Origin of the sequence: Streptomyces sp. NPDC093064, from assembly GCF_044754605.1 — a bacterium.
GTDB lineage: Bacteria > Actinomycetota > Actinomycetes > Streptomycetales > Streptomycetaceae > Streptomyces.
Map to the genome: position 1 here is coordinate 88,341 of NZ_JBIVPK010000025.1, position 25,231 is coordinate 113,571.

Sequence of the window (25,231 nt, forward strand, 5' to 3'; positions counted from 1 at the left end):
CCACGCTCCCACACCCCTGCGGCTACGAGTGCACGCGGCGCCGAACACCCACCCAAAGGCCGACAGACACCCCGCCCGAAAGGCCGACACCCAGCAGCCCAACGGCCGAGCCGTCCCTCCCCCCACACCAGAGACAACGGACCCAAGGAAGCGGCAAGAACTCCACCCGCACAGGTGCACCCGCCGCACCGAGCCCCCACCCGAAGGGCCGACAGGCGCCCGCCCCGAAGGCCGGCGCCCGGCAGCCCGACGGCGAAGCCGTCCGTCCCCCGCGTCAGGAGTGGCGGAACAGTCCCGCGGGAACCGCGCCCGCGAGGAGCCCGTAACCCTGCGGGTTGAGGTGCAGCCAGTCCCCGGCGTGGAGGTCGGGCCGCAGCCGGCTCGGCTGCCCGGGCTCGCGGACCGCGCGGTCGAAGTCGATGAGCGCGTCGAAGTGCCCGCGCGCCCGGATCCAGGCGTTGACCGCCTGGCGGGACTTCTCCCGCAGGCCCGCCGGGTCGTCGTAGGAGTCGTTGCCACCGAACGGCAACAGGGTGGCGCCGTAGACGCGGATGCCCTGGGCATGGGCGCGCACCACGATCTGCTGGTAGGCGGCGATCAGGTCCTCGGTGACCCGGCGCTGGGCGGCCGGGGTGGCGTCGGCGGTGCCGATGTCGTTGACGCCCTCGAAGACGATCAGCCAGGCGACGCCGCTGCGCGAGAGGATGTCGCGGTCGAGGCGGGCGAGGACGTTGGGGCCGAGACCGTCGTTCAGGACGCGGTTGCCCCCGGCGGCCTGGTTCAGGACGGCGAGGTCCGCGGTGGCGGGGCGGGAGCGGAGCCGGTCGTGGAGCTGGTCGGGCCAGCGGTCGTTGGCGTTGGTGGTGGAGCCGCGCCCGTCGGTGAGCGAGTCGCCGAGTATCGCCACGGCCTCGGTCGAGGCCTTGGCCTCCACCTCGACGTCGCTGATCAGGTACCAGTGGTCTACCGGGGTCGCCCCGGCCAGATCGGCGTCCCGGGTGTGGTCACCGTGGACGAGGTACGACGTCGTGCGCGAGCCCGGGTGGGAGGTGAGCGCGAGGGAGGGCTGGCCCTCGGCCAGGTACGCCGTCACGGTGAGGGTGGACGCGGCGCGCAGGTCGAGGTCCAGCGGGTCGGAGACGACCTGCGCCCCGGTGGGCACGGTCGTCGACGCCCGCCCGGAGAACGTCACCTTCCGGGTCGTACGCGGCTCGACGGCGCTGACTCCGGCCGCGCCGTCGCGCGGCAGCGCCACCGTCACGGCGGTCAGGGGCAGCGGGGTGTCACCGAAGGCGTTGGAGAAGCGCAGCCGGATGCGGTGGCCGCCGGTGGAGACGCGCAGCGTCTGCCGCACGGTGGTGTCGACGAGGACGGCGCGGTCGCCGGTGAAGGGCGCCGGCGGCAGGTTGCCGGGTTCGGTGAGCTGCGGCATCGCCGTCCAGGTGTTCACCCAGTGCCGTGCGGCCGCGGCCGGCGGCCGGTCGGCGGCGGTCACGCGGTCCGGCCCGCGCACCAGGGCGGTGACGGCCGAGACGGTGACGACGAGGGCCAGCACCAGGACGCACACGCCGATCAGGTCGGCACGGCGGGTTCTGGCGGGGCGCGTTCTTCCGGTCGGTGTCACTTGCGTCCTCCGTTGGATGTGCGGGGGTGCGATCGGACGGGTCCGGGCGGCGGCCCGAGGCGCGCGGAACTGCCCCCGGCGGGCTGCCGCTGCTGCATGGTGGCATGAACATGGCCACCATGGAAGCGCTCCCACGCCAGCGTCGGCACCCTTTCGCCATCCACCCGCGAGTGGCCGGATGTGACCTGCGCGAGGCGTTGACTAGAAAGCGCTTGCACTCTACGGTCCGTTCAACAGTGTGACCAGCAGGCGCTACTTCAGGCCCTCTGAGGCCCACTGCTCACGCGAGTCGTTCCACATGATGTTCGCCATTCACGTATACGACCTCACACGGTCTCGTATACGACCCCCCACCCAGTCCTTCCGAAGGGACAGCATCCGCATGCGAACTCGCCTCTCACGTCCACACGCGCCCAGGTCGGCGCTGGCGGCGGCCGTCGCCGCGGCCGCGACCCTCGCGGTGCTCGCCCTGCCGCAGCAGGCCGGGGCCGCCGAGAGCTCACCGGTCGGTTTCGGCGCCGGCACGACCGGCGGCGGCAGCGCCTCGGCGGTGACCGTCTCGACGCTCAGCGCCTTCAAGTCGGCCGTGACCGGCAACACCGCCAAGGTGATCAAGGTGAGCGGCCTGATCCCACTGAGCGGTCAGGTCGACGTCGGCTCCAACACCACGGTGCTGGGCGTCGGTTCGTCGTCCGGGTTCACCGGCGGCGGACTGCGGCTGAAGAACGTCAGCAACGTCGCCGTGCGCAACCTCCAGATCAGCAAGGCCGTCGGCACGGACGCGATCACCGTCCAAGGCTCGACCAAGGTCTGGATCGACCACAACTCCCTGTCCTCCGACCGCGACCACGGCAAGGACTACTACGACGGCCTGCTCGACGTCTCGCACGCCTCCGACTACGTCACGGTGTCCTGGAACACCTTCAAGGACCACTACAAGGGCTCGCTGGTCGGCCACAGCGACAGCAACGCGAGCGAGGACACCGGGCATCTGCGGGTGACGTACCACCACAACTGGTTCAACAACGTCAACTCCCGCATCCCGAGCCTGCGTTTCGGCACGGGGCACTTCTACGACAACTACGTCGTGGGCGCCGAGACCGCCGTGCACTCGCGCATGGGCGCCCAGATGCTGGTCGAGAACAACGTCTTCCGCAGCACGTCGGTCGCCGTCACCACCAACCGGGACAGCAAGCAGGACGGTTACGCCAACCTGCGGGGCAACGACCTCGGCGGCGCCGCGACCGAGGTGTCGCAGACCGGCTCCTTCACCAGCCCTCCGTACAGCTATACGGCAGAGGCCGCCTCCGGCGTGACCTCCTCGGTGACCGCGGGCGCGGGCACCGGGAAGATCTGACCGCCGCCCGGCCATCACCCGACCGCACGGAAGGAACAAGGACATGACGTCCGCAGCACGACCAAGCCTGCGACGGCGCGCACTGACCGGGGGCCTGGCCGCACTCGGGCTCTCGGTTGCCATGCTCATGACCGAAGGGGCGCCTTCGGCGAGCGCCGCCACCTGGCCCTCCGCCAACGGCAGTCAGGCAGTTTCCGCCACCATCTCGGTGTCCGGCACCAAGGACTACGGGATGACGCGCCTGTACGGCAGCGGAGCCCTGGGCACCGGCGGCCAGGAGGAGAACCAGAAGCCGATCCTGGAACTGGCCGCCGGCGCCGTCCTGAAGAACGTCATCATCGGCTCCCCCGCCGCCGACGGCATCCACTGCCTGGGCAGCTGCACGCTCCAGAACGTCTGGTGGGAGGACGTCGGCGAGGACGCCGCGACGTTCCTCGGCTCCTCGTCCTCCAACGTCTACACCGTCTCCGGCGGCGGCGCGAAGGAGGCCAGCGACAAGGTCTTCCAGTTCAACGGCGCCGGCACGCTGAACGTGTCGAACTTCGCGGTACAGAACTTCGGCACCTTCGTCCGCTCGTGCGGCAACTGCAAGACGCAGTACAAGCGGACCATCAACCTCAACACGATCGAGGCCACCTACAAGGGCGGCCGGATCGCCGGCATCAACACCAACTACGGGGACAGCGCCTCGCTGAAGAAGATCACCATCATCGGGGACTCCGGCAAGAAGATCGTCCCCTGCCAGAAGTACACCGGGAACAACACGGGCGCCGAGCCGACCAAGGGCGGCACCGACGCCGACGGCACGTACTGCAAGTACACGGCGTCCGACATCACTTACAAGTGATGCCGACGCGGTGAGAGCGCGGTCGCGCGCGGTGTGCCCGAGGGCGCCGCGCGCGACCGCCGTACGCTCACCGCCTCGCGCGACCGAGCATCTCCTCGGTCAACTCCCGCCGGCAGTCGGTGTACACGGTGCGCAGCGCCGGGCCCGGCCAGTGCGCGGGCAGCAGGGGCGCGGGCAGCACGGGGTCGGCCAGCAGGTGCCGTACGACGGCCGCGAGGGCGGTGAAGCGGTCGGCGGGCCGGTCCGTGCGCGCGACAAGATCGAGCAGCGTGCGAGCGGTCGCCGCCCAGTCGTCGACCGGCCACAGGCGCGCGGCCAGGTCGGCGGCCGGCTCTTCGGGCCGGGCGGTGAAACGCCGAACCACCGGGGACAGTCCGCCCGACCAGGGGCGGCGCAGATTGGCGGGGCGCAGCCAGACGCCCTCGCGGAGTTCGGCGAGCCGGAGAGCCGTCAACCGGGCGCGCAGCTCGGCGCGTTCGGCGGGCTCGCGGCCGGTCGCCGTCACGACGACCATCTCCCACTTCCCGTCCCAGGGGCACGTCTCGGGGTGCACGGCCGCGTCCTGGCGCCGCTGGCGCTCCAGCAGCCGGTCGCTAAGGCCGTGGACGGTGTCGGAGCGTCGCAGGTCTCCGGCGGCCACCATCCGGCTCAGGGCCGCGCGCAGGGTGGATCCGCCGATCCCGAAGGGTTCGACCGCCCGTACGAGGTCCTTCACCGGCAGTTCAGGCGGGTGCGTGCCCAGCAGCAGGCTCAGGACGACCGACCGCGCGGACAGCGGGCGCAGCCCGGCCCCGGCGGGCTCCTGGGAGGCGTTCATGGTCACGTACTGTACGGACACCCGACATGTTGCACTATTGCTGCGACCGCAGCCACAGTGCAACATGGATGCCATGGCCTCGACACTCGCGCACGAGCAGCAGGAACGACAGGCACGGCAAGTGCGGCAGGGACCGGCGGTGCGCCCGGACGGAGAGGCGCCGCTCGAACCGCGGCCCGGGCCGCACGGGCAGGACGCCGCGCACGCCGTCACCAACCAGGCCCCTCCCCTGGCGCCCTACGACGCGTCCGACGACGCGGCGCTGCTGGAGGGGCTGCGCCGGGAGGGCGCGGGCTGGGCCGAGGAGGACGTACGGCGGCTCGGGACGCTGGCCGGGAGCGTTCAGGCGCAGGAGTGGGCCGACCAGGCCAACCGGCACGAGCCGGAACTGCGCACCCACGACCGCTACGGCAACCGGATCGACGAGGTCGAGTTCCACCCCGCCTGGCACCACCTGATGGGGACAGCGGTCGCCGAGGGCCTGGCCGGCGCACCCTGGGCGGACGAGCGGCCCGGCGCGCACGTGGCCCGCAGCGCCGGCGGCCTGGTGTGGGGGCACACGGACGCCGGGCACGGCTGCCCGACGTCGATGACGTACGCCGCCGTACCCGCCCTGCGCGCCCAGCCGGAGCTGGCCGCCGTGTACGAACCCCTGCTGGCCGCCCGGGTGTACGAGCCCGGGCTGCGGGTGCCGGCCGAGAAGCAGGGCCTGCTGGCGGGTATGGGGATGACCGAGAAGCAGGGCGGCTCGGACGTACGGACGAACACCACGACGGCCACGCCGACCGCGGAGCCCGGGGTGTACACCCTGCGCGGGCACAAGTGGTTCACCTCGGCGCCCATGTGCGACGTCTTCCTGGTGCTCGCCCAGGCTCCGGGCGGGCTGTCCTGCTTCCTGGTGCCGCGCGTCCTGCCCGACGGCAGCCGCAACACCTTCCGCATCCAGCGGCTCAAGGACAAGCTGGGCAACCGGTCCAACGCCTCCTCCGAGCCGGAGTTCGACGGGACGGTGGCCTGGCTGGTCGGGCCCGAGGGGCGGGGCGTCAAGACGATCATCGAGATGGTCAACTGCACGCGCCTGGACTGCGTGATGATGTCGGCGGCGCTCATGCGCAAGACACTCGTCGAGGCGGGCCACCACGTGCGGCACCGCGGCGCCTTCGGCGCGCTGCTCATCGACCAGCCGCTGATGCGGAACGTGCTGGCCGACCTGGCGCTGGAGTCCGAGGCCGCGACGACGCTCACGCTGCGGCTGGCCGGTGCGGCCGACCGGACGGTGCGCGCGGGCGGCGGGGATGACGAGGCCGCGTTCCGGAGGGTCGCGACCGCGGTCGGCAAGTTCTGGGTCACCAAGCGGGGGCCCGCCTTCACGGCGGAGGCCCTGGAGTGCCTGGGCGGCAACGGCTACGTCGAGGAGTCCGGGATGCCCCGGCACTACCGGGAAGCGCCGCTGCTGTCGATCTGGGAGGGCTCGGGGAACGTCAACGCCCTGGACGTCCTGCGGGCGCTCGGCCGGGAGCCCGGCACCGCGGAGGCGCTGTTCGCCGAACTCGACCTGGCCCGTGGTGCCGACGCCCGCCTCGACGCTGCCGTGACCCGGCTCCGGGCAGGTCTGGGCGAGGCGTCTCCGGCCGGCGCCCGCCGCCTGGTCGAGCTCATGGCCCTGACCCTGCAGGCCTCCCTGCTCGTGCGGCACGCCCCGTCCCCCGTCGCCGACGTCTTCTGCGCGACCCGGCTGGGCGGCGACTGGGGCCACTCCTTCGGCACGCTGCCGGACAGCGCGGACGTCGACGCCATTCTGGAACGGTCACTTCCGGGTTAGGGGCCGTGCCGGGCGTCTCCAGGCACCAGCACGCCACCCCCGGGATCGGTCACCAGGCCTTGCGGCTCCACAGCGGGCCGAAGCGGGCCCACTCGGTGTCCCACTGGTCCAGGCGACGGCGTTCCAGGCAGGCGCGCAGGGCGCGGCCGGTGACGAAGGGGACGGCGGCGGCGCCCACTCCCACCAGGCCGCCGGACATCACGGCCCGCGTGCGGGCCTGAGCGGGCGTGGCCGGTCCGGTCACCAGCCGGCCCCGGGAGTCGGTCCACACGGTGACCGGGGTGCCGGCGGCGCTGCCGGGCCATACCCGGGCCCAGCCGGTGCGCGCGATGCCGTCCGGCGTGGTCCAGCGCACCTTTCCCCACACCCGGAGGGTGGTGCCGGGAGCCCCGCCGGTCCCGGCGGACGAGCCGGGCACCCGCTCGGTCACCCGCGCGACCGTGGGCGTCCGCGCGAGGGGTTCCAGGGCCATGGCCTGTTCCGCGCCCCGGGCCGCCGTCCATCCGGCGAGCACCCCGGCGAGAACACCGAGCACCCAGGTGCCGAGCACGACCCAGGCTTCCACCATGTCGGCGCGGCGTTTGAGCGGATTGCGGCGCCACCGCCACAGCCACACCTTCGGACCACGGAACGCCATCGACGGCATCCTCCTCACGAGCGCACAGACCTGCCGGACCGCCCTCCCATACGGCGGAGGGCTCCCCGATGCTCACGCCGGGTTCCCCGCCCCGGCCCTCCCATGGGTGCCGCGGCCCGGCCGTCCCCGGCTCCCACGGCGGGCGCGACCGGGCGCCGTCTCCCAGCCATGCCGCTGTGACCTGCGACGACGCTGATGCGGAGAGGACTGTCAGTGGTGGGGTGCACACTGGCCGGTGTCCGGGACAAAGAGGTTCGGACGAAGACCTCGCGGAGGTGATCGGCATGACCGAAGTACTGCTCGCCGTGGGCACGCGCAAGGGCTTGTTCATCGGGCGGCGGCGGGACGGCGTCTGGGAGTTCGACGACAGTCCCCATTTCAACGCCCAGGCCGTGTACTCGGTCGCCATCGACGTCCGCGGCTCCGTCCCGCGGCTGCTGGCTGGCGGGGACAGCGCGCACTGGGGCCCCTCGGTGTTCCACTCCGACGACCTGGGCCGCACCTGGACCGAGCCGGCCCGCCCCGCCGTGAAGTTCCCCAAGGACACCGGCGCCTCGCTGGAGCGGGTGTGGCAACTGCACCCGGCCGCCGCCGAGCCCGACGTGGTCTACGCGGGCACGGAACCGGCGGCGCTGTACCGCTCGGAGGACCGCGGCGAGAGCTTCGAGCTGGTCCGCCCGCTGTGGGAGCACCCCACCCGGTCGAAGTGGGTGCCGGGCGGCGGCGGTGAGGGCCTGCACACCGTGGTGACGGACCGGCGCGATCCGCAGGCGGTCACGGTCGCCGTGTCCACCGCCGGGGTGTTCCGCACGGCCGACGGCGGAGTGAGCTGGACGCCTGCCAACTCCGGGGTGTCCGCCGTGTTCCTGCCCGATCCGAACCCGGAGTTCGGCCAGTGCGTGCACAAGGTCGCGCAGGACGCGGAGAACCTCGACCGGCTGTACCTGCAGAACCACTGGGGCGTGTACCGCAGCGACGACGGGGGCGCGCGCTGGACGGACATCGGCGAGGGCCTGCCGTCGACGTTCGGCTTCGCCGCGGCCGCCCACCCGCACCGCGGCGACACCGCGTACGTCTTCCCGATCAACGCGGACGCGGACCGGGTGCCCGCCGACCGCCGCTGCCGTGTGTTCCGCACCGAGGACGCGGGCAGGAGCTGGGAGCCGCTCTCGGCGGGCCTGCCCTCGGAGGACCATTACGGCACGGTGCTGCGGGACGCGCTGTGCACCGACGACGCGGACCCGGCCGGCATCTACTTCGGCAATCGCAACGGGGAGGTGTACGCCTCGGCGGACGACGGCGACAGCTGGCGGCAACTGACCTCGCACCTGCCCGACGTGCTCTGCGTGCGCGCGGCGGTCATCGGTTGAGAGGGGCTCCTACTCCTTCAGGCCCACCGCCGCGACGGCGTGGCCCTGATCGCGTCTGATGTCCTCCGTATCGGGGTCCGGGCGCCAGTCGGCGGACCTGACCAGGCCCGGCTCGACCTGAATCAGCCCCCGCAGCAAGCGCCCGACGTGCTCGGGCGAGCGCAGGTGGTACGAGTTGGCGGACTGCGCGTTGTAGGCCGTGATGGCCGCGTTGAGCTTGTCGCTGGTGTCCGTGCCGTCGCTGAGGGCCACGTAGCTGCCGCGGGGCAGGGCGTCGATCAGCTCGGCCACGATCCGCTCGGGCTCCTCCTCGTCCGGGACCTGCCCGATGATGCCGAGCAGGATCAGGCCGATGGGCTGGTCGAAGTCCAGCGTCTGGGCCGCCTGGGCGAGGATCTTCCGCGGATCGCGCACATCGGCGTCGAGGTAGGCGCACTCGCCCTCGGTCGTGCCGCGCAGCAACGCGTCGGCGTGGACGAGGACGATGGGGTCGTTGTCGACGTAGACGATCTTGCTGTCGGGCGCGATGCTCTGGGCGACCTCGTGCGTGTTGTTCGCGGTGGGCAGCCCGGTGCCGATGTCGAGGAACTGGCGGATCCCGGCCTCGCCTGCCAGGTACCGCACCGCCCGTACCAGGAAGCTCCGTTGCTGACGTGCGATGGCCGCGATCTCGGGGAACATCCGCAGGATCACGGCGCCGGTCTCGCTGTCCACCGGGTAGTGGTCCTTGCCACCGAGCAGGTAGTTCCACACGCGGGCAGAGTGGGGGGCGATCGGTCTGCAGTCTGCTTTCCCAGTCGCTTCGATCAGTCATCTGATCTCCTGCGAGGAAACCTCGTCCTTCAGGGCGGGGAGGAATCGGACCCCTGCGGAGCAGGGCAGGGAAAGACGAATCGCCGTCAGGGCGATTCGTCTTCGACCATCCGCGGCCTTCCGGTGGGGTGATAGGTTTCGGGTGTCCGGTCGGCGATAACCAAGCTGACCGGACCTACCGCCGGGCTGGCGGGATGTCAGGTCTGTGGAGCTGGCGTAAGACCGATGACTGGTACACCAGTCCTCGCCGTTGATTCGGGTCGGCTGCTGTCGATGAAACAGAAAGATCAACCCGTGAGGGTTGAATCCCCTGCTTCAGCTGGGGGAGATGTCAAGGGGAGAGCATCGCACACGGGATCGCCGGCAAGATCAACTTCCTTGCCGGCGGGCCTCCTTGTCAGCCGGCCCGACCTCCGGCCGCGAACTGGCCTTTCCCGTCCGGTCCGTTGACCACGGCCGGGCTACTCACCCGTCGGCGGCGGCCAAGACCTAGGGCAGTCGCCAGTCCACCGGCTCGGCCCCCTGCCGCTGGAGGAGATCGTTGGCCCGGCTGAACGGGCGGGAGCCGAAGAAGCCCCGGTCGGCGGACATTGGCGAAGGGTGCGCCGACTCGATCGCCGGATACTCGCCGAGCAGGGGGCGCAGGTTGCGCGCGTCCCGCCCCCACAGGATCGACACCAGCGGCCGTTCCCGCGCGACGAGGGCGCGGATGGCCTGCTCGGTGACCTCCTCCCAGCCCTTGCCGCGGTGGGCGCCCGGCTTGCGCGGGGCCGTGGTGAGCGCCCTGTTGAGCAGCAGTACGCCCTGCTGGGTCCACGGGGTCAGATCACCGTTGGAGGGCCTGGGCAGACCCAGATCCGAGTTCATCTCCCGGTAGATGTTCTCCAGGCTGCCCGGCAGCGACCGCACCTGCGGCGAGACCGCGAAACTCAGGCCGATCGCCATTCCCGGTGTCGGATAGGGGTCCTGACCCAGGATCAGGACCCTTACATCGTCGAAGGGTTGCTGGAACGCCCGCAGGACGTTCGCTCCCGCCGGGAGATACGTCCGGCCGGCCGCGACTTCGGCGCGCAGGAAGTCACCCATGCCCGCGATACGCCCGGCCACCGGTTCCAGAGCCTTCGCCCAGCCGGCCTCTACTAGTTCATGCAACGGTCGTGGTGCCACGCCGCGTCACTCTAGCGGCCCACACCGACAACCCGTGCCCGCGGACCGGCCGCTGCGGGGGAGCGTCCGCGACGCTAGTCTTCCTCCTCACCAAAGTCATCGAGCCGGTCGGGCGGATCACGCAGCCGGCCGTCAGAGGGAGGGAAGCCCGGTGCGTCCAGTGACCGAGCCACTCCCTCGCGGGCGCCGCGCCCCCTCGTTCCCCTCCCCCACGTCGGCGGACCCCGTCGGGGGCGGGGTGCTGCCGTGACCGGGGACGTACAGGCCGGTACGGCCGGATTCCTCGCCGTGGACTCGGGCGGCTCCGGGCTCCGGGCCGTCGTCGGTGTGCCCGGGCGCGGGCCGCTGGCGCGAGGGGAGTCCGGTGAGCCGGTGCGCACCGGCGCGCGGGGCATCGACCCCGTACATCTCATGGACCAACTCGTTCCCATGGCCCGGGCGTTGGCCGCCGAGGCCGGAGTGGGGCGGCTGGAGACCGCCGTACTGGGGGCAGCCGGGCTCGCCACCCTGGGCGACGCGCTGCGCGCCGAACTGCCCGGCGCGCTGGCACGGCACCTCGGCGTGCGCCGGGTCGCGCTGGCCGCCGACGCGGTCACCGCCTACACCGGCGCCCTGGGCCCCCGCCCCGGCGCCGTCGTCGCCGCCGGGACCGGCCTGATCGCGATCGGCACCGACCTCACGGGCTGGCGGCGCGCGGACGGCTGGGGGCATCTGCTCGGCGACTGCGGCAGCGGAGCCTGGATCGGACGGGCGGGCCTGGAGGCCGCGCTGCGCGCCCACGACGGTCGGGACGGCGGCTCGGCGCGGCTGCTGGCCCGCGCCCAGGAGGCGTTCGGGCCGATGACGGAACTGCCCGGCAAGCTCTACCCGCGCTCCGACCGCGCCGCCGTCCTGGCCTCCTTCGCGCCCGAGGTGGCCGCCTGCGCGGCCGACGACCCGGTCGCGGCCGGTGTGCTGCGCGCGGCGGCCCGGCACATGGCCGAGTCCGCCGTGGCCGTCTGCCCGCCCACGGGAGAGCCGCTGCTCGCGCTCACCGGCGGCCTGTTCAAGTTGGGCGACCCCCTCCTCGTACCGCTGGAGAAGGAACTCTGCGAGCGGCTCCCGCACGCACGGCGGGTGCGCGCCGAAGGCGATCCGCTGCACGGCTGCGTGCGCATCGCGACCGACCTGGCCAGAGACGTCCTCGCCCTGCCGGGTGATGAGAAGTTGCTGTACGTACCACCCCCACAAAAGGATTGATCCGCCCACATCCGCACCTGCCGGACAAGTACGCCGATGGGCCGACCGAGTTGTCCCCATCCGGTCCGATGGGGCCACATCGGCGCTTGGTATACGTACGTAACTCATCAGACAAAACCGGACGGATACCGCTCACCTGCACCCTCCCCGAACAGGGGAGCCCCGGAAGCCAGTAACATGCGGCGCCATGAGCTCCCCCACTGGGCCCGCGCCCGGCCTACCAGTACGAATGCCGCGCCCCCGCCAGCCCGGACGGCACCGCCGGCCCGAACCGCTGGCGGCGCCCGAGGGCGCGCCCGCTCTCGTCCTCGCGGTTCCGGGCACCCCTGGCGACGCCACGCGGGGCCTCGCCGAGGAGGTCGTGAGCATCGCCCGCTCCGAGCTGCCCGGACTCGACGCCCGGATCGGCTACCTCGACGGGGACGACGCGGACCACCCGACCGTGCAGTCCGTCCTCACCCGTGCGGCCGAGGAGCGGACCGCCCGCTACGAGCAGGCTGTCGCCGCGGGCGCGGACGTCAAGGAGCCCGACGGCCCGGTCGCGGTCGTGGTGCCGCTGCTGGCCGGTCCGGACAACGCGCTGCTGCGCCGGATCCGCCAGGCCGTCATGGACAGCCGGGTCGCCGCCGAGCTGACCGATGTGCTCGGCCCGCACCCGCTGCTCGCCGAGGCACTGCACGTCCGGCTGTCGGAGGCGGGCCTGGCCCGTGCCGACCGCGCCCGCCTGTTCACCGTGGCCACCGCGGCGGACGGGATCATCCTGGCCTCGGTGGGTGGCGAGGAGGCCGTGCAGGCGGCCGGGATCACCGGCATGCTGCTCGCCGCCCGCCTCGCCGTGCCGGTGATGGCGGCCGCTCTCGACCAGGACGGCTCGATCGCCTCCGTCGCCGAGCAGCTGCGGTCCGCCGGCTCACAGCAGCTCGCCCTGGCGCCGTACCTGATCGGCCCGGAGATCGAAGCGGAACTGATCCAGGCCGCCGCCGAGGAGGCCGGCTGCGCCGCCGCCGAGGCGCTCGGCCCGTACCCGGCGATCGGCAAGCTCGCCCTGGCCAGCTACACGACGGCCCTGGGCATCGCCCCGCAGCCGCAGAGCGCGCCGGCCCGCTGACGCCCGCAGCCCCACCCCGTACGACCAGGGCCCGCTCCTCACGCCGAGGAGCGGGCCCTTCGCCATACCGACCACGCTGCCGGCCGGACCATCGGGGTCGTTCGTGTCGTTCGTTTCGTTCGTGCCGTCGGGGGCGCCCGGCGCCCGTGCGCGCGTTCAGCCGAAGACCACGCAGGACGCCGCCGCCACCTCGACCGCGCCGGCCCGCGCGGTCAGCCCCGTCGCCTCGTCCACGGCGAACCAGGTGACGTCCCCGGAGCGCTCGTTGGCGACGTACAGGAAGCCGTCGGACAGGGTCAGCGCCCGGGGCCAGTGGCCGCCGCACGGCACGCTCCCGACCAGCCGCAGCCGCTCCCCGTCCCCCTCGACCGCGAACACGGACAGGACGTCCTCGCCGCGCGTCGCGGTCCACAGGAATCGGCCGTCCGGCGCGACCGCGATCCCCGAGGGGTAGGCGTCGCCGGCCGGGGCGTCGGGCAGGACCGGGTTCTCTGTCAGAGGCTTGAGCGAGCCCTCGGCGGCGTCCCAGCGGCAGACCGTGACGGTGGGCGTGAGTTCGTTGACCACGTAGGCGTACGCGCCGTCCGGGTGGAACGCCAGGTGGCGGGGCCCGGAGCCGGGCCGCAGCGCGATCTCCCGGTGCACGGCGAGCCGCCCGTCCGTCAGCGTGCACACCCGGACCGAGTCGGTGCCGAGGTCCACGCTGACGGCCCAGCGGCCGCTCGGGTCCGGCTGGACCTGGTGGGCGTGCGGACCGCGCTGGCGGCGCTCGTGCGGGCCCGAGCCGGTGTGCCGCAGCACGTCCGAGGCGGCCGGGGCGAGGCGCCCGTCGGCGTGGACGGGAACGGCGCTGACGCTGCCGGAACCGTAGTTGGCCGTCAGGACATGCCCGTCGAGCAGGCTCAGGTGGGTGGGGCCGCTACCGCCGACACCCACCGGCGGGCCGGTCAGCTCGACCGTCTCGCCCTTCACGCGGTAGGCCGCCACGGCGCCCTCGGCCGTCTCGCTCACCGCGTAGAGCGTGCCGCCGTCGCGGGACAGGGCCAGGTACGAGGGGTCGAGGACGCCGTCGACGCCGCTGAGCACGGTCAGCGCCCCGCCCTCCTCGGACACCGCCGCGGTGACGACCCCGGGCCCTCCCGCCGCCGTGAACGACCCGATGAACGCCCGCCGCCTGCCGCCGTGTGCCACCACTGGTCCCCTCTCGGTCGTCCCGTCCGAGCGACGGTAGCAGTCACCCCCTCTAGGTCTAGACCAAGTTGGGGACGTGGCTCGCGACGTGCCGTCGGCGTCACGCACCGACCAGCGGCGAACCCGACGGCGCCCGCAGGGGCGCGGCCAGTTCCGCCAAGGCGTGTTCCAGGTCGTGGAGATGGGTGAGGGCGGCTTCCGCGGCTGTCGGCCGGGGGTGGGCGGGGGCGACCCGCGGGGCGGTGTCCGAGCCGTCGTCGATGAGGGCTTCCACCGCGAGTTCCACGCGGTGGCACGCGGCGGCCAGCCGCTCGTCGTGGGAGGCCTCCGGGTCGGCGGCGACGGCGACGAGGCCGCGGATCTCGCGGGCGCAGTCGTCGAGCAGGGCGAGCACCTGGCGGGCGCGCCGCTTGCGGCCGCGCATCGGGTTCAGCGGATGCACGAGGGGGGCCACGGAGAGCCGTACCCGGCCGAGGAGCTGTTCGAGTTCGGCCACGCGGGGCGCCGGGTCGGCGCCGGGGGTGCCGGCCAACCGGGCCGCGGCCTCGGCCGTGCACGCGTGGACACAGCGCAGGGCCCGTTGGATCCAGGCGTCCGTGACGGCGTGGGTGGTGACGGGCAGGACGAACAGCACGGCCAGCCAGGCGCCGAGCGCGCCGACCGCCGTCTCCCCGAACCGCAGGGCAAGCAGCCCGGGCACCCCGGGAAACCCGGAAGCCCCGGGAACCCCAGGCACAAGGACGCCGAGAAGGCCGTAGAGCGCCGTGGCGAGCAGCGTGACCCAGAGCATCATCCAGGTGTAGGACACCGCGGCCGTGTAGAAGATGCCGAAGACGCAGACGGCGACCAGGACTGCGGTGGAGAGCGCGGCCCCGTGCAGCGGGACGACGACCAGGGCGGCCAGACCGATGCCGAGCACCGTGCCGAGGACCCGGCGGAAGCCGCGGACCAGGGTCTCGCCGCGCGAGGCCGTGTTCACGAACACCCACCAGGTGGCGCCGACGGCCCAGTACCAGCGCTCGCCGGACACCATCTGCCCCATGACGAGGGCGAAGCCGGCGCCCGCCGTCGCCTGCACGGCCTGCCGGGTGGTCACCCGGTCCAGTCCGCCGCCGCCCAGGACCGCGGGAGCGGCTGCGGCAGGCAGCCGGCGTTCGTAGCACCACACCCCGAAGCGCACCACCGCCGCGGTGAGCACGGACAGCAGGACGGCGGCGGACACCTCGGCCAGCTGGCCTGTCGTGGTGTGCAGGAACTGCGCCACGAAGAAGGTCATGAACGCGAACACGCCGAGACTGTGGCCGCGCGGCCCCCAGCGGCGCGCGTACACGCCCGCGCCGACCACGGCGAGGAAGGCGAGGTCGCGTGCCACGGGGTGGTCGTGCAGCCCGGCCGCGACGGCGAGCACGGGCAGTCCGGCGACCGGCAGCAGCACAGTGGTGACGAGCTGTCCGCGCACCGTGGGGTCCATGACGGTGAACAGGGCGAGCAGCGCGGCGAGCCCGCCGGTGACGGCGCCCGGAAGGGAGTGTCCCGCCGCCCCGCAGACGGCGACCGCCAGGCCGATGCCGAGCACGGCCCTGGCGGCGAAACGCAGCCGCGTCCGGCCCGGGTCCGGAGCCACGAACACCCTCTTCAGCACTGCTTACCGCCCCCTGTGGAAGACACCTGGAACGCCGGCGCGACACCGGCATGAGAAAGGCGCCGCGGGGATCCGCAGCGCCATCGACATGTCCATGAGAGCATCACCGGCGCCCCTGGCTCAAGCCAACACGGCAACACTGAGCCATTGGCACATTCGGACATCTCGTCGGCATGCTGGCAGAGAGCCAATGGACTACAGCACCTGGCCCATCTGTGCGGCGTTCTGGTGAGCCATTGGTACAGTCAGTGCCGATCACCGATTTGGGAGGAGGCCCGCGTCGCCATGGCCGTGGACGAACTCGACACCCGCATTCTGCGGCTGCTTCTGGAGCAGCCGCGCACCAGCGTGCGCGAGTGCGCCCGCATTCTCGGTGTCGCGCGGGGCACTCTCCAGGCCCGCCTCGACCGTCTCGAACGGGACGGGGTGATCACCGGCACGGGCCCCACCCTCTCCCCCGTCGCGCTCGGCCACCCGGTCCTGGCGTTCGTGCACATCGAGGTCACCCAGGGGCACCTGGACGACGTCGGGGACGCGCTGGCCGCCGTACCGGAGATCGTCGAGGCGTTCTCGATCACCGGCGGAGGCGACCTGCTCACCCGTGTCGTGGCGCGCGACAACGCCCATCTGGAGGACGTGATCCAGAAGCTCATCAGCCTGCCGGGCGTGGTCCGCACCCGCACGGAGGTGGCGTTGCGCGAGCGTGTCCCGTACCGGCTGCTGCCGCTGGTGGAGTCGATCGGCCGCGGCGCACGGAAGTGACGCGGGGCGACTACGCCCCGCGGCCCGGCCTGCCCCGTCCGCCGCTCCTGCCACCGGCCGAGCCGCCGGAGCCGCCCGAGCCACCGCGCCGGTTGCGGGCCGCGGGCCCGCCCGCACGGCCGGTCACCCGGCCGGAGCGGCCCGACGCCTGGCCCGTACGGCCATCCGCCTTGCCGCCCGTCTTTCCACCGGTCTTTCCACCGGCAGCGGGCTTGCGGCGGGTGTCCGCCGCCTCGGCACGCCGGTCCTTGCCCCGGGACTGCTCCTCGGGCCGGGCCTGCGCGCGGCCCCGGGTGCTGTTGACGGTCCGGCCGCGGACGATCCCGATGAAGTGCTCCACCAGGTCGGTGTGCGCCTCCTCCGGCCAGCACAGCGCGATGCTCGACTGCGGGGCGTCGGCGACCGGCCGGTACGTGAGGTCCCTGCGGTGGTGGAGGCGGGCCAGCGACTGGGGAACGACGAGCAGCCCCACTCCGGCCGCCACCAGCTCCACGGCGTCCGCCGTGGTGGCGGGCCGCTCGAAGGCCTCCTCACCGGGCGGCCGGTCCCAGCCGAGGACGTCGTCGAGCGGGTGGAGGACGACCTCGTCGGCCAGGTCCGCCACGGACACCTCGTCCACGGCGGTCACCAGATGGTCCTTGGGGACGATCACCACCGTGGTCTCGGTGTAAAGGGGGATCGCGCTGAAGTACGTACGGTCCACCGGCAGGCGTACGATCCCCGCGTCCGCAGCGCCACCGCGCAGCGCCTCGGCCACCTCGGCGGCCGGGACCTGGACGAGGGCGAGGGAGACGTCCGGCAGGCGCTCGTTCCAGATGCGCACCCACTTGGCGGGCGTCGCCCCGGGGACGTACGCGAGCCGGAACGAGGCAGATGCATCCGAGCCGGTCACGCCGCCAGGTTACCCGGCGTGGTCGGCCCCCTCGTCCGCGGTCGATAGTCTGGACACCATGAAGTCGCACCAGACCGCCCAGACGATGAAGCCCGCCACCGCGGCGAAGAAGCTGGGTGTGTACCTCCCCGCCACGCCCGCCGAGTTCCAGGAGGGCGTCGTCTCGCGTGCCGAGCTCAACGAGCTCCAGGCCGATCCGCCCGAGTGGCTGCGGGACCTGCGACGCGACGGCCCCCACCCGCGTCCGGTGGTCGCGGCCAAGCTGGGTGTCTCCGTCTCCGGTCTCGCGCGCGGCGGCGTCACCGAGGCCCTGACCACCGAGCAGATCGAGGCGCTGAAGCACGAGCAGCCCGAGTGGCTGGAGAAGGAGCGCGCCACGCAGGCCGAGGTGCGCAAGGAGACAGCACGCCTGAAGCAGCGCGCCGCCGAACGCGCCGAGCAGGACTCGGAGTAACCGCCGGGCCACTGACCTGCCGACGGGGCGGTGGCGGGAAAATGCGTGGACAGCGTCCCGACCCGCCCGGCAGAGTGGCCGCCCGTGACGAGCAGCGAACTGTGGAGCCGCGAAACCGCCGAACGCTACGACGCCGGGGAGGCCGAGAGGTCCTCGGCCGCCTTCCTCGGCCCGACTCTCGACTTCCTCGCCGAACTCGCCGGTGACGGCCGGGCGTTGGAGTTCGCCATCGGGACCGGACGCGTCGGCGTCCCGCTGCGGGAACGCGGCGTGCCCGTGGTGGGCATCGAACTGTCCGAGCACATGGCGGCGGTGCTGCGACGCAAGATCGACGAGGACGGGCTCCCGGTCGCTCTCGGGGACATGGCCACGACCACCGTCCCCGGCGAGTTCACCCTGGTCTACCTCGTCTACAACACGATCACGAACCTGCTCACCCAGGACGAGCAGGTCGAATGCTTCCGCAACGCCGCGCGCCATCTGTCGCCCGGCGGCCGGTTCGTCATCGAACTGGGCGTGCCGCCGCTGCGGTTCCTGCCGCCCGGGCAGATCGCGGTGCCGTTCGACGTCTCCGACCGGCACCTCGGCTTCGACACCTTCGACCTCGTCGAGCAGATCCTCGTCTCGCACCACTTCAGCCGTGACGGTGAGGACGGCCGCTACCGCCGCGCGGACTCCCGGCACCGGTACGCGTGGCCGGCGGAACTCGACCTGATGGCGCGGATCGCGGGGCTCGAGCTGGAACGGCGCGTCGCCGACTGGGACGGGGCGCCGTTCGCCCAGGACTCCCCGAAGCACATCTCCGTGTGGCGCAAGCCGGCTTGAGACACCCCTGCCTCGCCTTCCTGGCCCTGCCTCCCGTAACCGCTCAGAGGCTGCCGGCGACGTGGAGCGCGTCGCCGGTGTCCAGGCCGACACGGGAGGCCAGGGCGAGGGCGTCGTCGAAAGTGACGTCGTCGCCGGCGAGGCGGACGGCGGCTGGCGCGGGTGGGACCTTGCCGTGGTCGAGCAGCGTGGTCCACTGCTGCCGGCCCAGGGCGAGGTAACGCAGGTTCGCGAGGTGGGCGAGGACGGTCAGGTCGGCTGTCTCGGCGCCGGAGAGGTCGAGTCCGTGCAGGTTGGGGGCGCCGCGCACCGGCGTGAGGTCGGCCGGTGCGGTGGTGTTCAGGTCGAGCGACGCGAGGTGGGGGTGACCTGCCAGCGCGGTGAGGTCGCCGCCGGTGAGTGCGACGCGGACGGACTCGACCGGCAGGTCGCGCAGGGGCGCGGCCAGTCCCGGATCGCCTGCGGGGGCGGCCCTGCCCCTCTGCTGACGCGTGCCCAGCTGACGGGATCCCAGCCGCGGTCGCCGCGTACCGCCTCCGCGAGTTCCGTCAACCGGGAATGCAGCTCGGGCAGCCCTATGGGAGTACGCGGCCCCCGGGGAGGATGTAGCCGCCCTTGACTGCTCCCCTCCCTGAAGGAGAGGGGATTCCTGGCTCAGGCCGCCTCCTGGAGCAGCGCTCCAGGAGGTCTTGTGCCCTCGACACCAGCCGGGTCCAGACCTGCCCGGACGAGCATCACGCGGGCAGAGTTCTTGTCCCTGGGACAGACGGCTCCGCACCCGGTGCAGGTATAGGTGCGTTCCGACAGCGGCAGTGCGTGCTTGGTTCTCGCCCCGCACCGCGCGCAGTCCATAGTGGTGTGCGCAGGATGCACCAGACGCACGTCCCGCGCGTGCTTGCGGCCCATCTCGATCAACGCCTGCTTGGTGGCACCGATCGCGGCGTCGGCCGCCTTGCGGGCCATCGACGTCCGGGCAAGGAATCTGGGCCGGAAGTCCTCCACCGCGATCGCATCGTGGTCGCGCACGACTTTCTTCGCCCACTTGCGGGCGGTGTCCTGCCGCTGCCGGGCGATCTTCGCGTAGGTCTTCGCCCGCCACCTCTTCGCCTCCCGATATCCCTTCGACGCGGGCTGCCCCTTCTTGGGCCTGCGCCGGGCCATCATCCGGTCGTAGCGGGACAGCCTCTCCTTCGCCTTCTGACCGTGCTGGGCGTGGGGGAGATCATGGGCGTCGGAGGTGGTGGTCGCGGTCTCCCTCACTCCCCAGTCGATGCCGATCACCGCACCGGTCGGCGGGAGTGGCTCGATCGTGACGGGGACGACGAACGAGCAGTACCAGGCGCCCAGACGGTCGCGGTAGACGCGCACCGAGGAGGGCTCGGCCGGCAGGGGACGGGACCACACCACCGTCAGGACGATCCCGCCCGCCACGTGCAGCCGCCCGTCCTTGAGCCGGAACCCGCGCCGCGTGTAGTTCAGCGTCGGATCCGTTTCGCGTTTCCTCTTGTGCCGGGGCATTCCGGCCCGCCGCCTCACAGGCAGCCGGTCCTTGATGCCCTTGAGTGCCTTCGTGCGGGATGCGGCGAAGTCGCGGATGATCTGCTGCTGTGGCACACAGGAGCCCGCGGCCAGCCACGGCGTCACCGCGCGGGCCTGGGTCAGCATCCGGTCCAGCCGGGCCGGACCGCACGGCTCGCCTTCGGCGTGTGCCTTCCTGGAACGGGCCACGCACTCGTTCCACACCCACCGGCACCGCCCCCACTCCCCCTCCAGCCCCGCCCCGGCCGTGGCCGACACCCGCAACCGGTACGTATACCGGGCATGTCCGCCCCCGTCGCCCTCCCGCACCGCCATCCCCCCAGGCCTTGTCCCGATCACCCGGCACCCACCATGCGACCGTACGCACGACACCCGAACAGCCGCACCCCCCTTCCGATGCGATCACCCCAATCAGCGAACACTGGTACACGTGTTCGCGCTCGTCCGGCTCCGCCGGGCAGGCTGCCAGGACGCTCCGCGCCCCGGAACCCGGATGCGGTGGCGCTCCGCGCCGCTGTCACAGGATGCGATTCCCACCCGGCCTGAACGCCGGGCCCTCCTCGCAAGAGAGCAGGTGAACCCGGTACCACCGCGGCCCGCGTGACCGGAGAGCACGGCCCGTGTCCATCCCTCCGGCGCGCTCCTGACGATCTGCTCGGCCATGCGGCGGGCTACCTGCTCGACCATGCGCTGCTGCTCCCGTTCTGTGGAATACGCCGCCATCCTGGCAGGGGCCACTGACAACGGGCGGCTGGCCGGCCCCCTGCGGCCCGGTGCCGACTGCGGCAACGCACCGGGCAGGGACGGCGGCGATGCGGGGCGCCGGAACCATCCGAGGACCGCAGGGGGCGAGTCACCCACGGTGTGGGACCAGCTCAACGCACCGCCGGAGACGCATACGCTCTGAGTGGGCTCCACAGAAGCCATTCCAGGAACGGGAACAGGGGGAGCTTCTATGGTGACAGCGCGCCGGTTTCCGCTCGGTTCCGCGACCACGCTCACGGAGCTGGAGGACGACCCTCACCCCCGGCTGGCCCTGCTGCGCGCCCGCGAACCGGTTTCGTGGCTCCCCGTGCTGGGCGGCTGGCTGGTGACCCGGCGTGATCTCGCGCTGGGCGTGATGCGCGACGCGGCGACCTTCACGGTGGACGACCCCCGCTTCTCCACCGCCCAGGTGGTCGGTCCGAGCATGCTCTCCGTGGAGGGCGCCGAGCACAAGCGGCACCGCGCCCCCTTCACCGACCCGTTCCGCACGCAAGATGTACACGCCCGGTTCACCGGGTTCGTGGAACAGGAAGCCGCCCGGCTCGTGGAAGGCGTCCGGCCGCGTGGCAGCGCCGAACTGCGCCGGGAGGTGGCCGGGCCTCTGGCCGTCTCCGTTGTTGCCGAGTCGCTGGGCCTGGTCGGCGCGGACGCCGAGGCGGTGCTGTCCTGGTATGACGCCATCGTGAGCGCGGTCTCCGACATCACCGCCGGGCTGTCGGCGAACCCCGCCGGGGCGGCGGCGTTCGACCAGCTGCGAGGAAGCGTCGAGGCGACGGTCGCGGCAGGAGGCGACGCGTCGCTGCTGGTCGCGGCGGCCGAGAGCAAGCGCCTGAAGCTGCCGGAGGTGGTCGCCAACGCCGCCGTGCTGATGTTCGGCGGTATCGAGACCACCGAGGGCATGATCGCCAACGCCGTACTGCACTTGCTGGCACACCCTGGTCAACTCGCCCTCGTGCGTGCCGATCCGGACCTGGTCGACGCGGCGATCGAGGAATCGCTTCGCCTGGAACCCGCTGCGGCGGTCGTGGACCGCTACGCAACCGCCGACGTGACGATCGGCGGTGCCGACGTGCGGCGCGGTGATCTGGTGGTCGTCTCGCTCGCCGGCGCGAACCGCGACCCCGAGGTCTTCCAGGACCCCGACGGTTTCGACCTGCGACGGGGCAACTCCCGCCTCCAGCTGGCCTTCGCGCACGGCCCGCACTTCTGCCTGGGCGCCCACCTTGCCCGCCTGGAAACCCGTGCCTGCCTCCTCGCACTCCTCGACCGTCTCCCCGACCTGCGGCTCGACCCGGCCTCGCCCACCGCGCCCAGAGGCCTGGTCTTCCGGAAGCCCCCGGCTCTGCGCGTCCGCTGGGACGTGCCGGCGCAGCGCTGACGCGACGCCTGGTCACCTCCGCTTTGCGCGGTACCGGCACCGCCGAAGAAGGTCAGGTGGCGAACGGTTCCGGCGACCAGCACGCCGAGGACGGCTGGGCCCTCAAGGCGATCACGTCCGCCGACGGCAAAGGCCGTACAGGGCGCGTGCGGTCGAACCGTCCGACCACATGGCGGCGGTCCTGCGGCGCAAGACCGACGAGGGCACGCTCCCGGCCACCATCGGGGACATGGCCACGACCACCGTCTCCGGCGAGTTCACCCTCGTCTGCCTCGTGTGCAACACGATCACGAACCTGCTCACCCGGGACGAGCAGGTCGAATGCTTCCGCAACGCCGCACGTCACCTGACGCCCGGCGGCCGGTTCTGGCGCGAGCCGGCCTGAGTCACGGACACAGCGTACGAGGGCACGCATGCCGGTCTATGCGCCACGACGGACCCGTGCGGCCTTGCGGGCCTCGGCAATCTGGCGGGCCTCAGCAGACCGGCGAGACTCGCCACCGCCGCCGGCCCGCCCCGGGCGGGTGCCCAGACCGCGGAAAGGGGCACCGCCGCGCTTCGGGCGCTCCGCGACCGGCCCGCTGCCGGCAACGGGGACACCGGAGGGAGCCTGGGCGCCGGTGATGCGGCTCAGCTCGGCCTCGCCAGAGCGGACCTGCGTGATCTGCGGCCTGATGCCTGCGTCGGACATGAGACGGGCCATGTCCCGGCGCTGGCCGGGGAGGACCAGTGTGACGACACTGCCGGACTCGCCGGCGCGGGCAGTTCGGCCACCGCGGTGCAGGTAATCCTTGTGGTCGTTGGGCGGGTCGACGTTGACGACGAGATCGAGGTTGTCGACGTGAATGCCCCGAGCCGCGACGTTGGTGGCCACCAGCGCCGTGACGTCGCCGGCCTTGAACTGTGCCAGGGTGCGGGTGCGCTGGGGCTGCGACTTGCCACCGTGCAGCGCCGCGGCCTTGACGCCGCTGCTCAGCAGGTGCTTGGTGAACTGGTCGACGGCGTGCTTGGTGTCCAGGAACATGATTACGCGCCCCTCGCGGGCAGCGATTTCGGTGGCGGTGGCGAACTTGTCGGCGCCGTGCACCTGCAACACGTGATGCTCCATCGTGGTGACCGCGCCCGCCGACGGGTCGACCGAATGGACGACCGGGTCATGGAGGTAACGACGGACCAGGAGGTCGATGTTGCGGTCCAGCGTGGCCGAGAACAGCATGCGCTGGCCGTCGGGACGTACCTGGTCCAGCAGTTCGGTGACCTGCGGCATGAAACCCATGTCCGCCATCTGGTCGGCCTCGTCCAGGACGGTGATCTTCACCCGGTCCAGGCGGCAGTCCTTGCGCTCGACGAGATCCGCGAGGCGGCCAGGAGTCGCGACGACCACCTCGGCCCCGGCACGCAGTGCGCCGGCCTGCCTGCCGATCGACATGCCGCCGACCACAGTGGCCAGTCGCAGCTTCAGCAGCCGGGCGTACGGGGCGAGCACATCGGTGACCTGCTGGGCCAGCTCGCGCGTGGGGACGAGGATCAGGGCCAGCGGCTTCCGCGCCTCGGCACGCTGCCCGCTCGTACGCACGAGGAGCGCCAGGCCGAAGGCGAGCGTCTTGCCCGATCCGGTGCGCCCGCGGCCCAGGACGTCGCGCCCTGCGAGGGAGTTCGGCAACGTGGCGGCCTGGATCGGGAACGGCTCGTTCAGGCCGAGACTGGTGAGCATCTTCAGCAACTCGACGGGCATGTCCAGTTCACCGAAGGTCGCGACCGCGGGCAAGGCCGGGGTGACGGTGACCGGCAGCGCGAACTCCCCCTGTGGTGCGGAGGGGCGGCGCCCGGTATCACCTGGGCCGGCGCCGGGGCGCCTCTGATCCTGTGAGCGGAAACGGTCATTCGTGCGAGCTGAACGGCTCATGGAGAACCTCTCCTCGACAGGGCGCGCATCGAGGAATTCCCGACAGGAATGAGCCGGATGAATTGCAAGAACGAGCCGAATGTGAGACTAAAAGAATTCCACCGGAATTCAAAAAACAGTAAGCTGGGACCCCGCCGCAAGACGGGGTCCCAGCTTACTCATACGCTTCGACGTCAGGCGGGAGTGATGTTCTCCGCCTGCGGACCCTTCTGGCCCTGCGTGATGTCGAAGTTCACCTTCTGGCCTTCCTGGAGCTCACGGTAGCCCTGGGTGGCGATGTTCGAGTAGTGGGCGAAGACGTCCGGGCCGCCGCCGTCCTGCTCGATGAAGCCGAAGCCCTTTTCCGCGTTGAACCACTTGACGGTGCCAGTAGCCATGTCATATCTCCTCGGGGGCAGTGCCCGCGGGCCCACACCGTGTGAACCCCTGCGTTGCCACAATGAACCCCGTCCGGATAAGCACCGGAGATACAAAAATGCTCGACGGCATACGACCGCCGAGGCACTTGAAGTTTCGGGAACCACAACTGCAACTACCGCAAGTTTAGCACGGTGCGCACATTCGCACTACTTTCGCCCATGCCGTAAGGCCTCGACCTCGCGGGAGCACCGGATCAGTACACCATCCGGCGTCACCTCGAATACATACGGCAGATGAACGTCCAGCTCACACGTGCAACCAAGGAGAACTCACCCTCTCCAGCGACGAGCACCCGGCCTCCACGACCCGTTCGCTACCCGAGGAAAGTCAATCGCACCCCTCGGCTCGGATTATCCCGATTTGTTTCCGCGAAAGACAGGCCCGGAATCCCTCGGTGTCGAGTTGTTCGCTCGCTTGGAGCGGCCGGGCATGCGGGCTGCAGTCGCCGCGATGCGCCGCCTCAGCCCAGGAACGACAGACGGATCTTCCTGTTCGGGTTATCCCGGTTCGTGTCCACCAAACTCCGTTAATTAAGGCAACCCCGAGGATAGCTGGCCTCCCTGAAGAGAGGCTGGTCGCGATCCTTGGTCCTCCCGGGGCCCGCCGCTCTTGAGCACTCGCACACCCTTTGTCAGGACCTCTTGGTCCCGGCCGTC

At 72.0% G+C, this 25,231-nt stretch carries 21 protein-coding genes and 2 pseudogenes; 11 read left to right on the top strand and 12 right to left on the bottom strand.

Annotated features, from left to right (window positions below; genetic code table 11):
• Positions 1-274 precede the first annotated feature (274 nt).
• Positions 275-1,576 (bottom strand): SGNH/GDSL hydrolase family protein, encoded by a 1,302-nt coding sequence (locus tag ACIQFZ_RS26695; protein ID WP_365778026.1) that lies wholly within the window; start codon positions 1,574-1,576, stop codon positions 275-277.
• A gap of 430 nt (positions 1,577-2,006) precedes the next feature.
• Between ACIQFZ_RS26695 and ACIQFZ_RS26700 the strand changes: the two genes are divergently transcribed.
• Together ACIQFZ_RS26700 and ACIQFZ_RS26705 are read left to right on the top strand one after the other, a co-directional pair.
• Positions 2,007-2,981 carry a polysaccharide lyase family 1 protein gene (locus tag ACIQFZ_RS26700; protein ID WP_402692321.1) on the top strand — a complete coding sequence of 325 codons (975 nt, stop codon included), beginning with the start codon at positions 2,007-2,009 and terminating at the stop codon, positions 2,979-2,981.
• 43 nt (positions 2,982-3,024) lie between these two features.
• Complete coding sequence (locus tag ACIQFZ_RS26705) at positions 3,025-3,828, top strand: pectate lyase (RefSeq protein ID WP_402692322.1); 804 nt, start codon at positions 3,025-3,027, stop codon at positions 3,826-3,828.
• A gap of 67 nt (positions 3,829-3,895) precedes the next feature.
• Here the strand turns inward: ACIQFZ_RS26705 and ACIQFZ_RS26710 are convergent, their stop codons facing one another.
• Positions 3,896-4,645 carry a PaaX family transcriptional regulator C-terminal domain-containing protein gene (locus ACIQFZ_RS26710; RefSeq protein WP_402692323.1) on the bottom strand — a complete coding sequence of 250 codons (750 nt, stop codon included), beginning with the start codon at positions 4,643-4,645 and terminating at the stop codon, positions 3,896-3,898.
• Positions 4,646-4,718: 73 nt separating this feature from the next.
• Between ACIQFZ_RS26710 and ACIQFZ_RS26715 the strand changes: the two genes are divergently transcribed.
• Positions 4,719-6,467, top strand: a complete 1,749-nt coding sequence (locus ACIQFZ_RS26715; RefSeq protein ID WP_402692324.1) for an acyl-CoA dehydrogenase family protein — start codon at positions 4,719-4,721, stop codon at positions 6,465-6,467.
• Between the two features lie 49 nt (positions 6,468-6,516).
• On the opposite strand, the gene ACIQFZ_RS26720 is transcribed toward ACIQFZ_RS26715, so the two are convergent.
• Positions 6,517-7,104, bottom strand: a complete 588-nt coding sequence (locus tag ACIQFZ_RS26720; RefSeq protein WP_376654026.1) for a hypothetical protein — start codon at positions 7,102-7,104, stop codon at positions 6,517-6,519.
• 284 nt (positions 7,105-7,388) lie between these two features.
• On the opposite strand from ACIQFZ_RS26720, the gene ACIQFZ_RS26725 reads away from it, so the two are divergent.
• Positions 7,389-8,474, top strand: coding sequence for an exo-alpha-sialidase (locus ACIQFZ_RS26725; RefSeq protein WP_365433986.1), 1,086 nt, complete (start codon positions 7,389-7,391; stop codon positions 8,472-8,474).
• 9 nt (positions 8,475-8,483) lie between these two features.
• Here the strand turns inward: ACIQFZ_RS26725 and ACIQFZ_RS26730 are convergent.
• Both ACIQFZ_RS26730 and ACIQFZ_RS26735 read right to left on the bottom strand, forming a co-directional pair.
• Positions 8,484-9,288 (bottom strand): annotated as a pseudogene (locus tag ACIQFZ_RS26730) (SAM-dependent methyltransferase).
• Between the two features lie 488 nt (positions 9,289-9,776).
• A complete protein-coding gene (locus ACIQFZ_RS26735) occupies positions 9,777-10,454 on the bottom strand; it encodes a uracil-DNA glycosylase (protein WP_365779214.1) in 678 nt (225 codons plus the stop codon).
• A gap of 246 nt (positions 10,455-10,700) precedes the next feature.
• On the opposite strand from ACIQFZ_RS26735, the gene ACIQFZ_RS26740 reads away from it, so the two are divergent.
• Together ACIQFZ_RS26740 and ACIQFZ_RS26745 are read left to right on the top strand one after the other, a co-directional pair.
• Positions 10,701-11,693 carry an N-acetylglucosamine kinase gene (locus ACIQFZ_RS26740; protein ID WP_383062474.1) on the top strand — a complete coding sequence of 331 codons (993 nt, stop codon included), beginning with the start codon at positions 10,701-10,703 and terminating at the stop codon, positions 11,691-11,693.
• A gap of 187 nt (positions 11,694-11,880) precedes the next feature.
• Positions 11,881-12,801 carry a hypothetical protein gene (locus ACIQFZ_RS26745; protein WP_365434370.1) on the top strand — a complete coding sequence of 307 codons (921 nt, stop codon included), beginning with the start codon at positions 11,881-11,883 and terminating at the stop codon, positions 12,799-12,801.
• A 156-nt stretch (positions 12,802-12,957) separates the two neighbouring features.
• On the opposite strand, the gene ACIQFZ_RS26750 is transcribed toward ACIQFZ_RS26745, so the two are convergent.
• Both ACIQFZ_RS26750 and ACIQFZ_RS26755 read right to left on the bottom strand, forming a co-directional pair.
• Entirely contained in the window at positions 12,958-13,992 is a 1,035-nt protein-coding gene (locus tag ACIQFZ_RS26750) for a lactonase family protein (RefSeq protein WP_402692325.1), read from the bottom strand.
• Between the two features lie 100 nt (positions 13,993-14,092).
• Complete coding sequence (locus ACIQFZ_RS26755; protein ID WP_402692326.1) at positions 14,093-15,634, bottom strand: FUSC family protein; 1,542 nt, start codon at positions 15,632-15,634, stop codon at positions 14,093-14,095.
• Between the two features lie 285 nt (positions 15,635-15,919).
• Between ACIQFZ_RS26755 and ACIQFZ_RS26760 the strand changes: the two genes are divergently transcribed.
• On the top strand, positions 15,920-16,396 hold the full coding sequence (locus tag ACIQFZ_RS26760) for an Lrp/AsnC family transcriptional regulator (protein WP_402692327.1): 477 nt from the start codon (positions 15,920-15,922) through the stop codon (positions 16,394-16,396).
• 10 nt (positions 16,397-16,406) lie between these two features.
• Here ACIQFZ_RS26760 and ACIQFZ_RS26765 read toward each other — a convergent pair whose 3' ends face one another.
• A complete protein-coding gene (locus tag ACIQFZ_RS26765) occupies positions 16,407-17,288 on the bottom strand; it encodes a LysR family substrate-binding domain-containing protein (RefSeq protein WP_402692328.1) in 882 nt (293 codons plus the stop codon).
• Between the two features lie 58 nt (positions 17,289-17,346).
• Here ACIQFZ_RS26765 and ACIQFZ_RS26770 point away from each other — a divergent pair, with 58 nt between their 5' ends.
• Both ACIQFZ_RS26770 and ACIQFZ_RS26775 read left to right on the top strand, forming a co-directional pair.
• A complete protein-coding gene (locus tag ACIQFZ_RS26770; protein WP_402692329.1) occupies positions 17,347-17,742 on the top strand; it encodes a DUF5997 family protein in 396 nt (131 codons plus the stop codon).
• Between the two features lie 84 nt (positions 17,743-17,826).
• The gene (locus ACIQFZ_RS26775) at positions 17,827-18,567 is read left to right on the top strand and encodes a class I SAM-dependent DNA methyltransferase (protein WP_402692330.1); all 741 of its coding nucleotides are present in this window, start codon (positions 17,827-17,829) and stop codon (positions 18,565-18,567) included.
• A 43-nt stretch (positions 18,568-18,610) separates the two neighbouring features.
• Here the strand turns inward: ACIQFZ_RS26775 and ACIQFZ_RS26780 are convergent, their stop codons facing one another.
• Both ACIQFZ_RS26780 and ACIQFZ_RS26785 read right to left on the bottom strand, forming a co-directional pair.
• A complete protein-coding gene (locus ACIQFZ_RS26780; protein WP_402692331.1) occupies positions 18,611-18,877 on the bottom strand; it encodes a hypothetical protein in 267 nt (88 codons plus the stop codon).
• Between the two features lie 344 nt (positions 18,878-19,221).
• Positions 19,222-20,421, bottom strand: coding sequence for an RNA-guided endonuclease InsQ/TnpB family protein (locus tag ACIQFZ_RS26785; protein ID WP_402692332.1), 1,200 nt, complete (start codon positions 20,419-20,421; stop codon positions 19,222-19,224).
• Positions 20,422-21,061: 640 nt separating this feature from the next.
• Between ACIQFZ_RS26785 and ACIQFZ_RS26790 the strand changes: the two genes are divergently transcribed.
• Together ACIQFZ_RS26790 and ACIQFZ_RS26795 are read left to right on the top strand one after the other, a co-directional pair.
• Positions 21,062-22,249: a cytochrome P450 gene (locus ACIQFZ_RS26790; RefSeq protein ID WP_402692333.1), complete on the top strand. Its 1,188-nt coding sequence runs from the start codon at positions 21,062-21,064 to the stop codon at positions 22,247-22,249.
• Between the two features lie 88 nt (positions 22,250-22,337).
• A pseudogene (locus tag ACIQFZ_RS26795) lies at positions 22,338-22,616 on the top strand (class I SAM-dependent methyltransferase); the annotation flags it as partial.
• Positions 22,617-22,670: 54 nt separating this feature from the next.
• Here ACIQFZ_RS26795 and ACIQFZ_RS26800 read toward each other — a convergent pair.
• Both ACIQFZ_RS26800 and ACIQFZ_RS26805 read right to left on the bottom strand, forming a co-directional pair.
• The gene (locus ACIQFZ_RS26800) at positions 22,671-24,155 is read right to left on the bottom strand and encodes a DEAD/DEAH box helicase (protein ID WP_402692334.1); all 1,485 of its coding nucleotides are present in this window, start codon (positions 24,153-24,155) and stop codon (positions 22,671-22,673) included.
• A gap of 173 nt (positions 24,156-24,328) precedes the next feature.
• Positions 24,329-24,532: a cold-shock protein gene (locus ACIQFZ_RS26805; RefSeq protein WP_311699250.1), complete on the bottom strand. Its 204-nt coding sequence runs from the start codon at positions 24,530-24,532 to the stop codon at positions 24,329-24,331.
• Between the last annotated feature and the right edge of the window lie 699 nt (positions 24,533-25,231).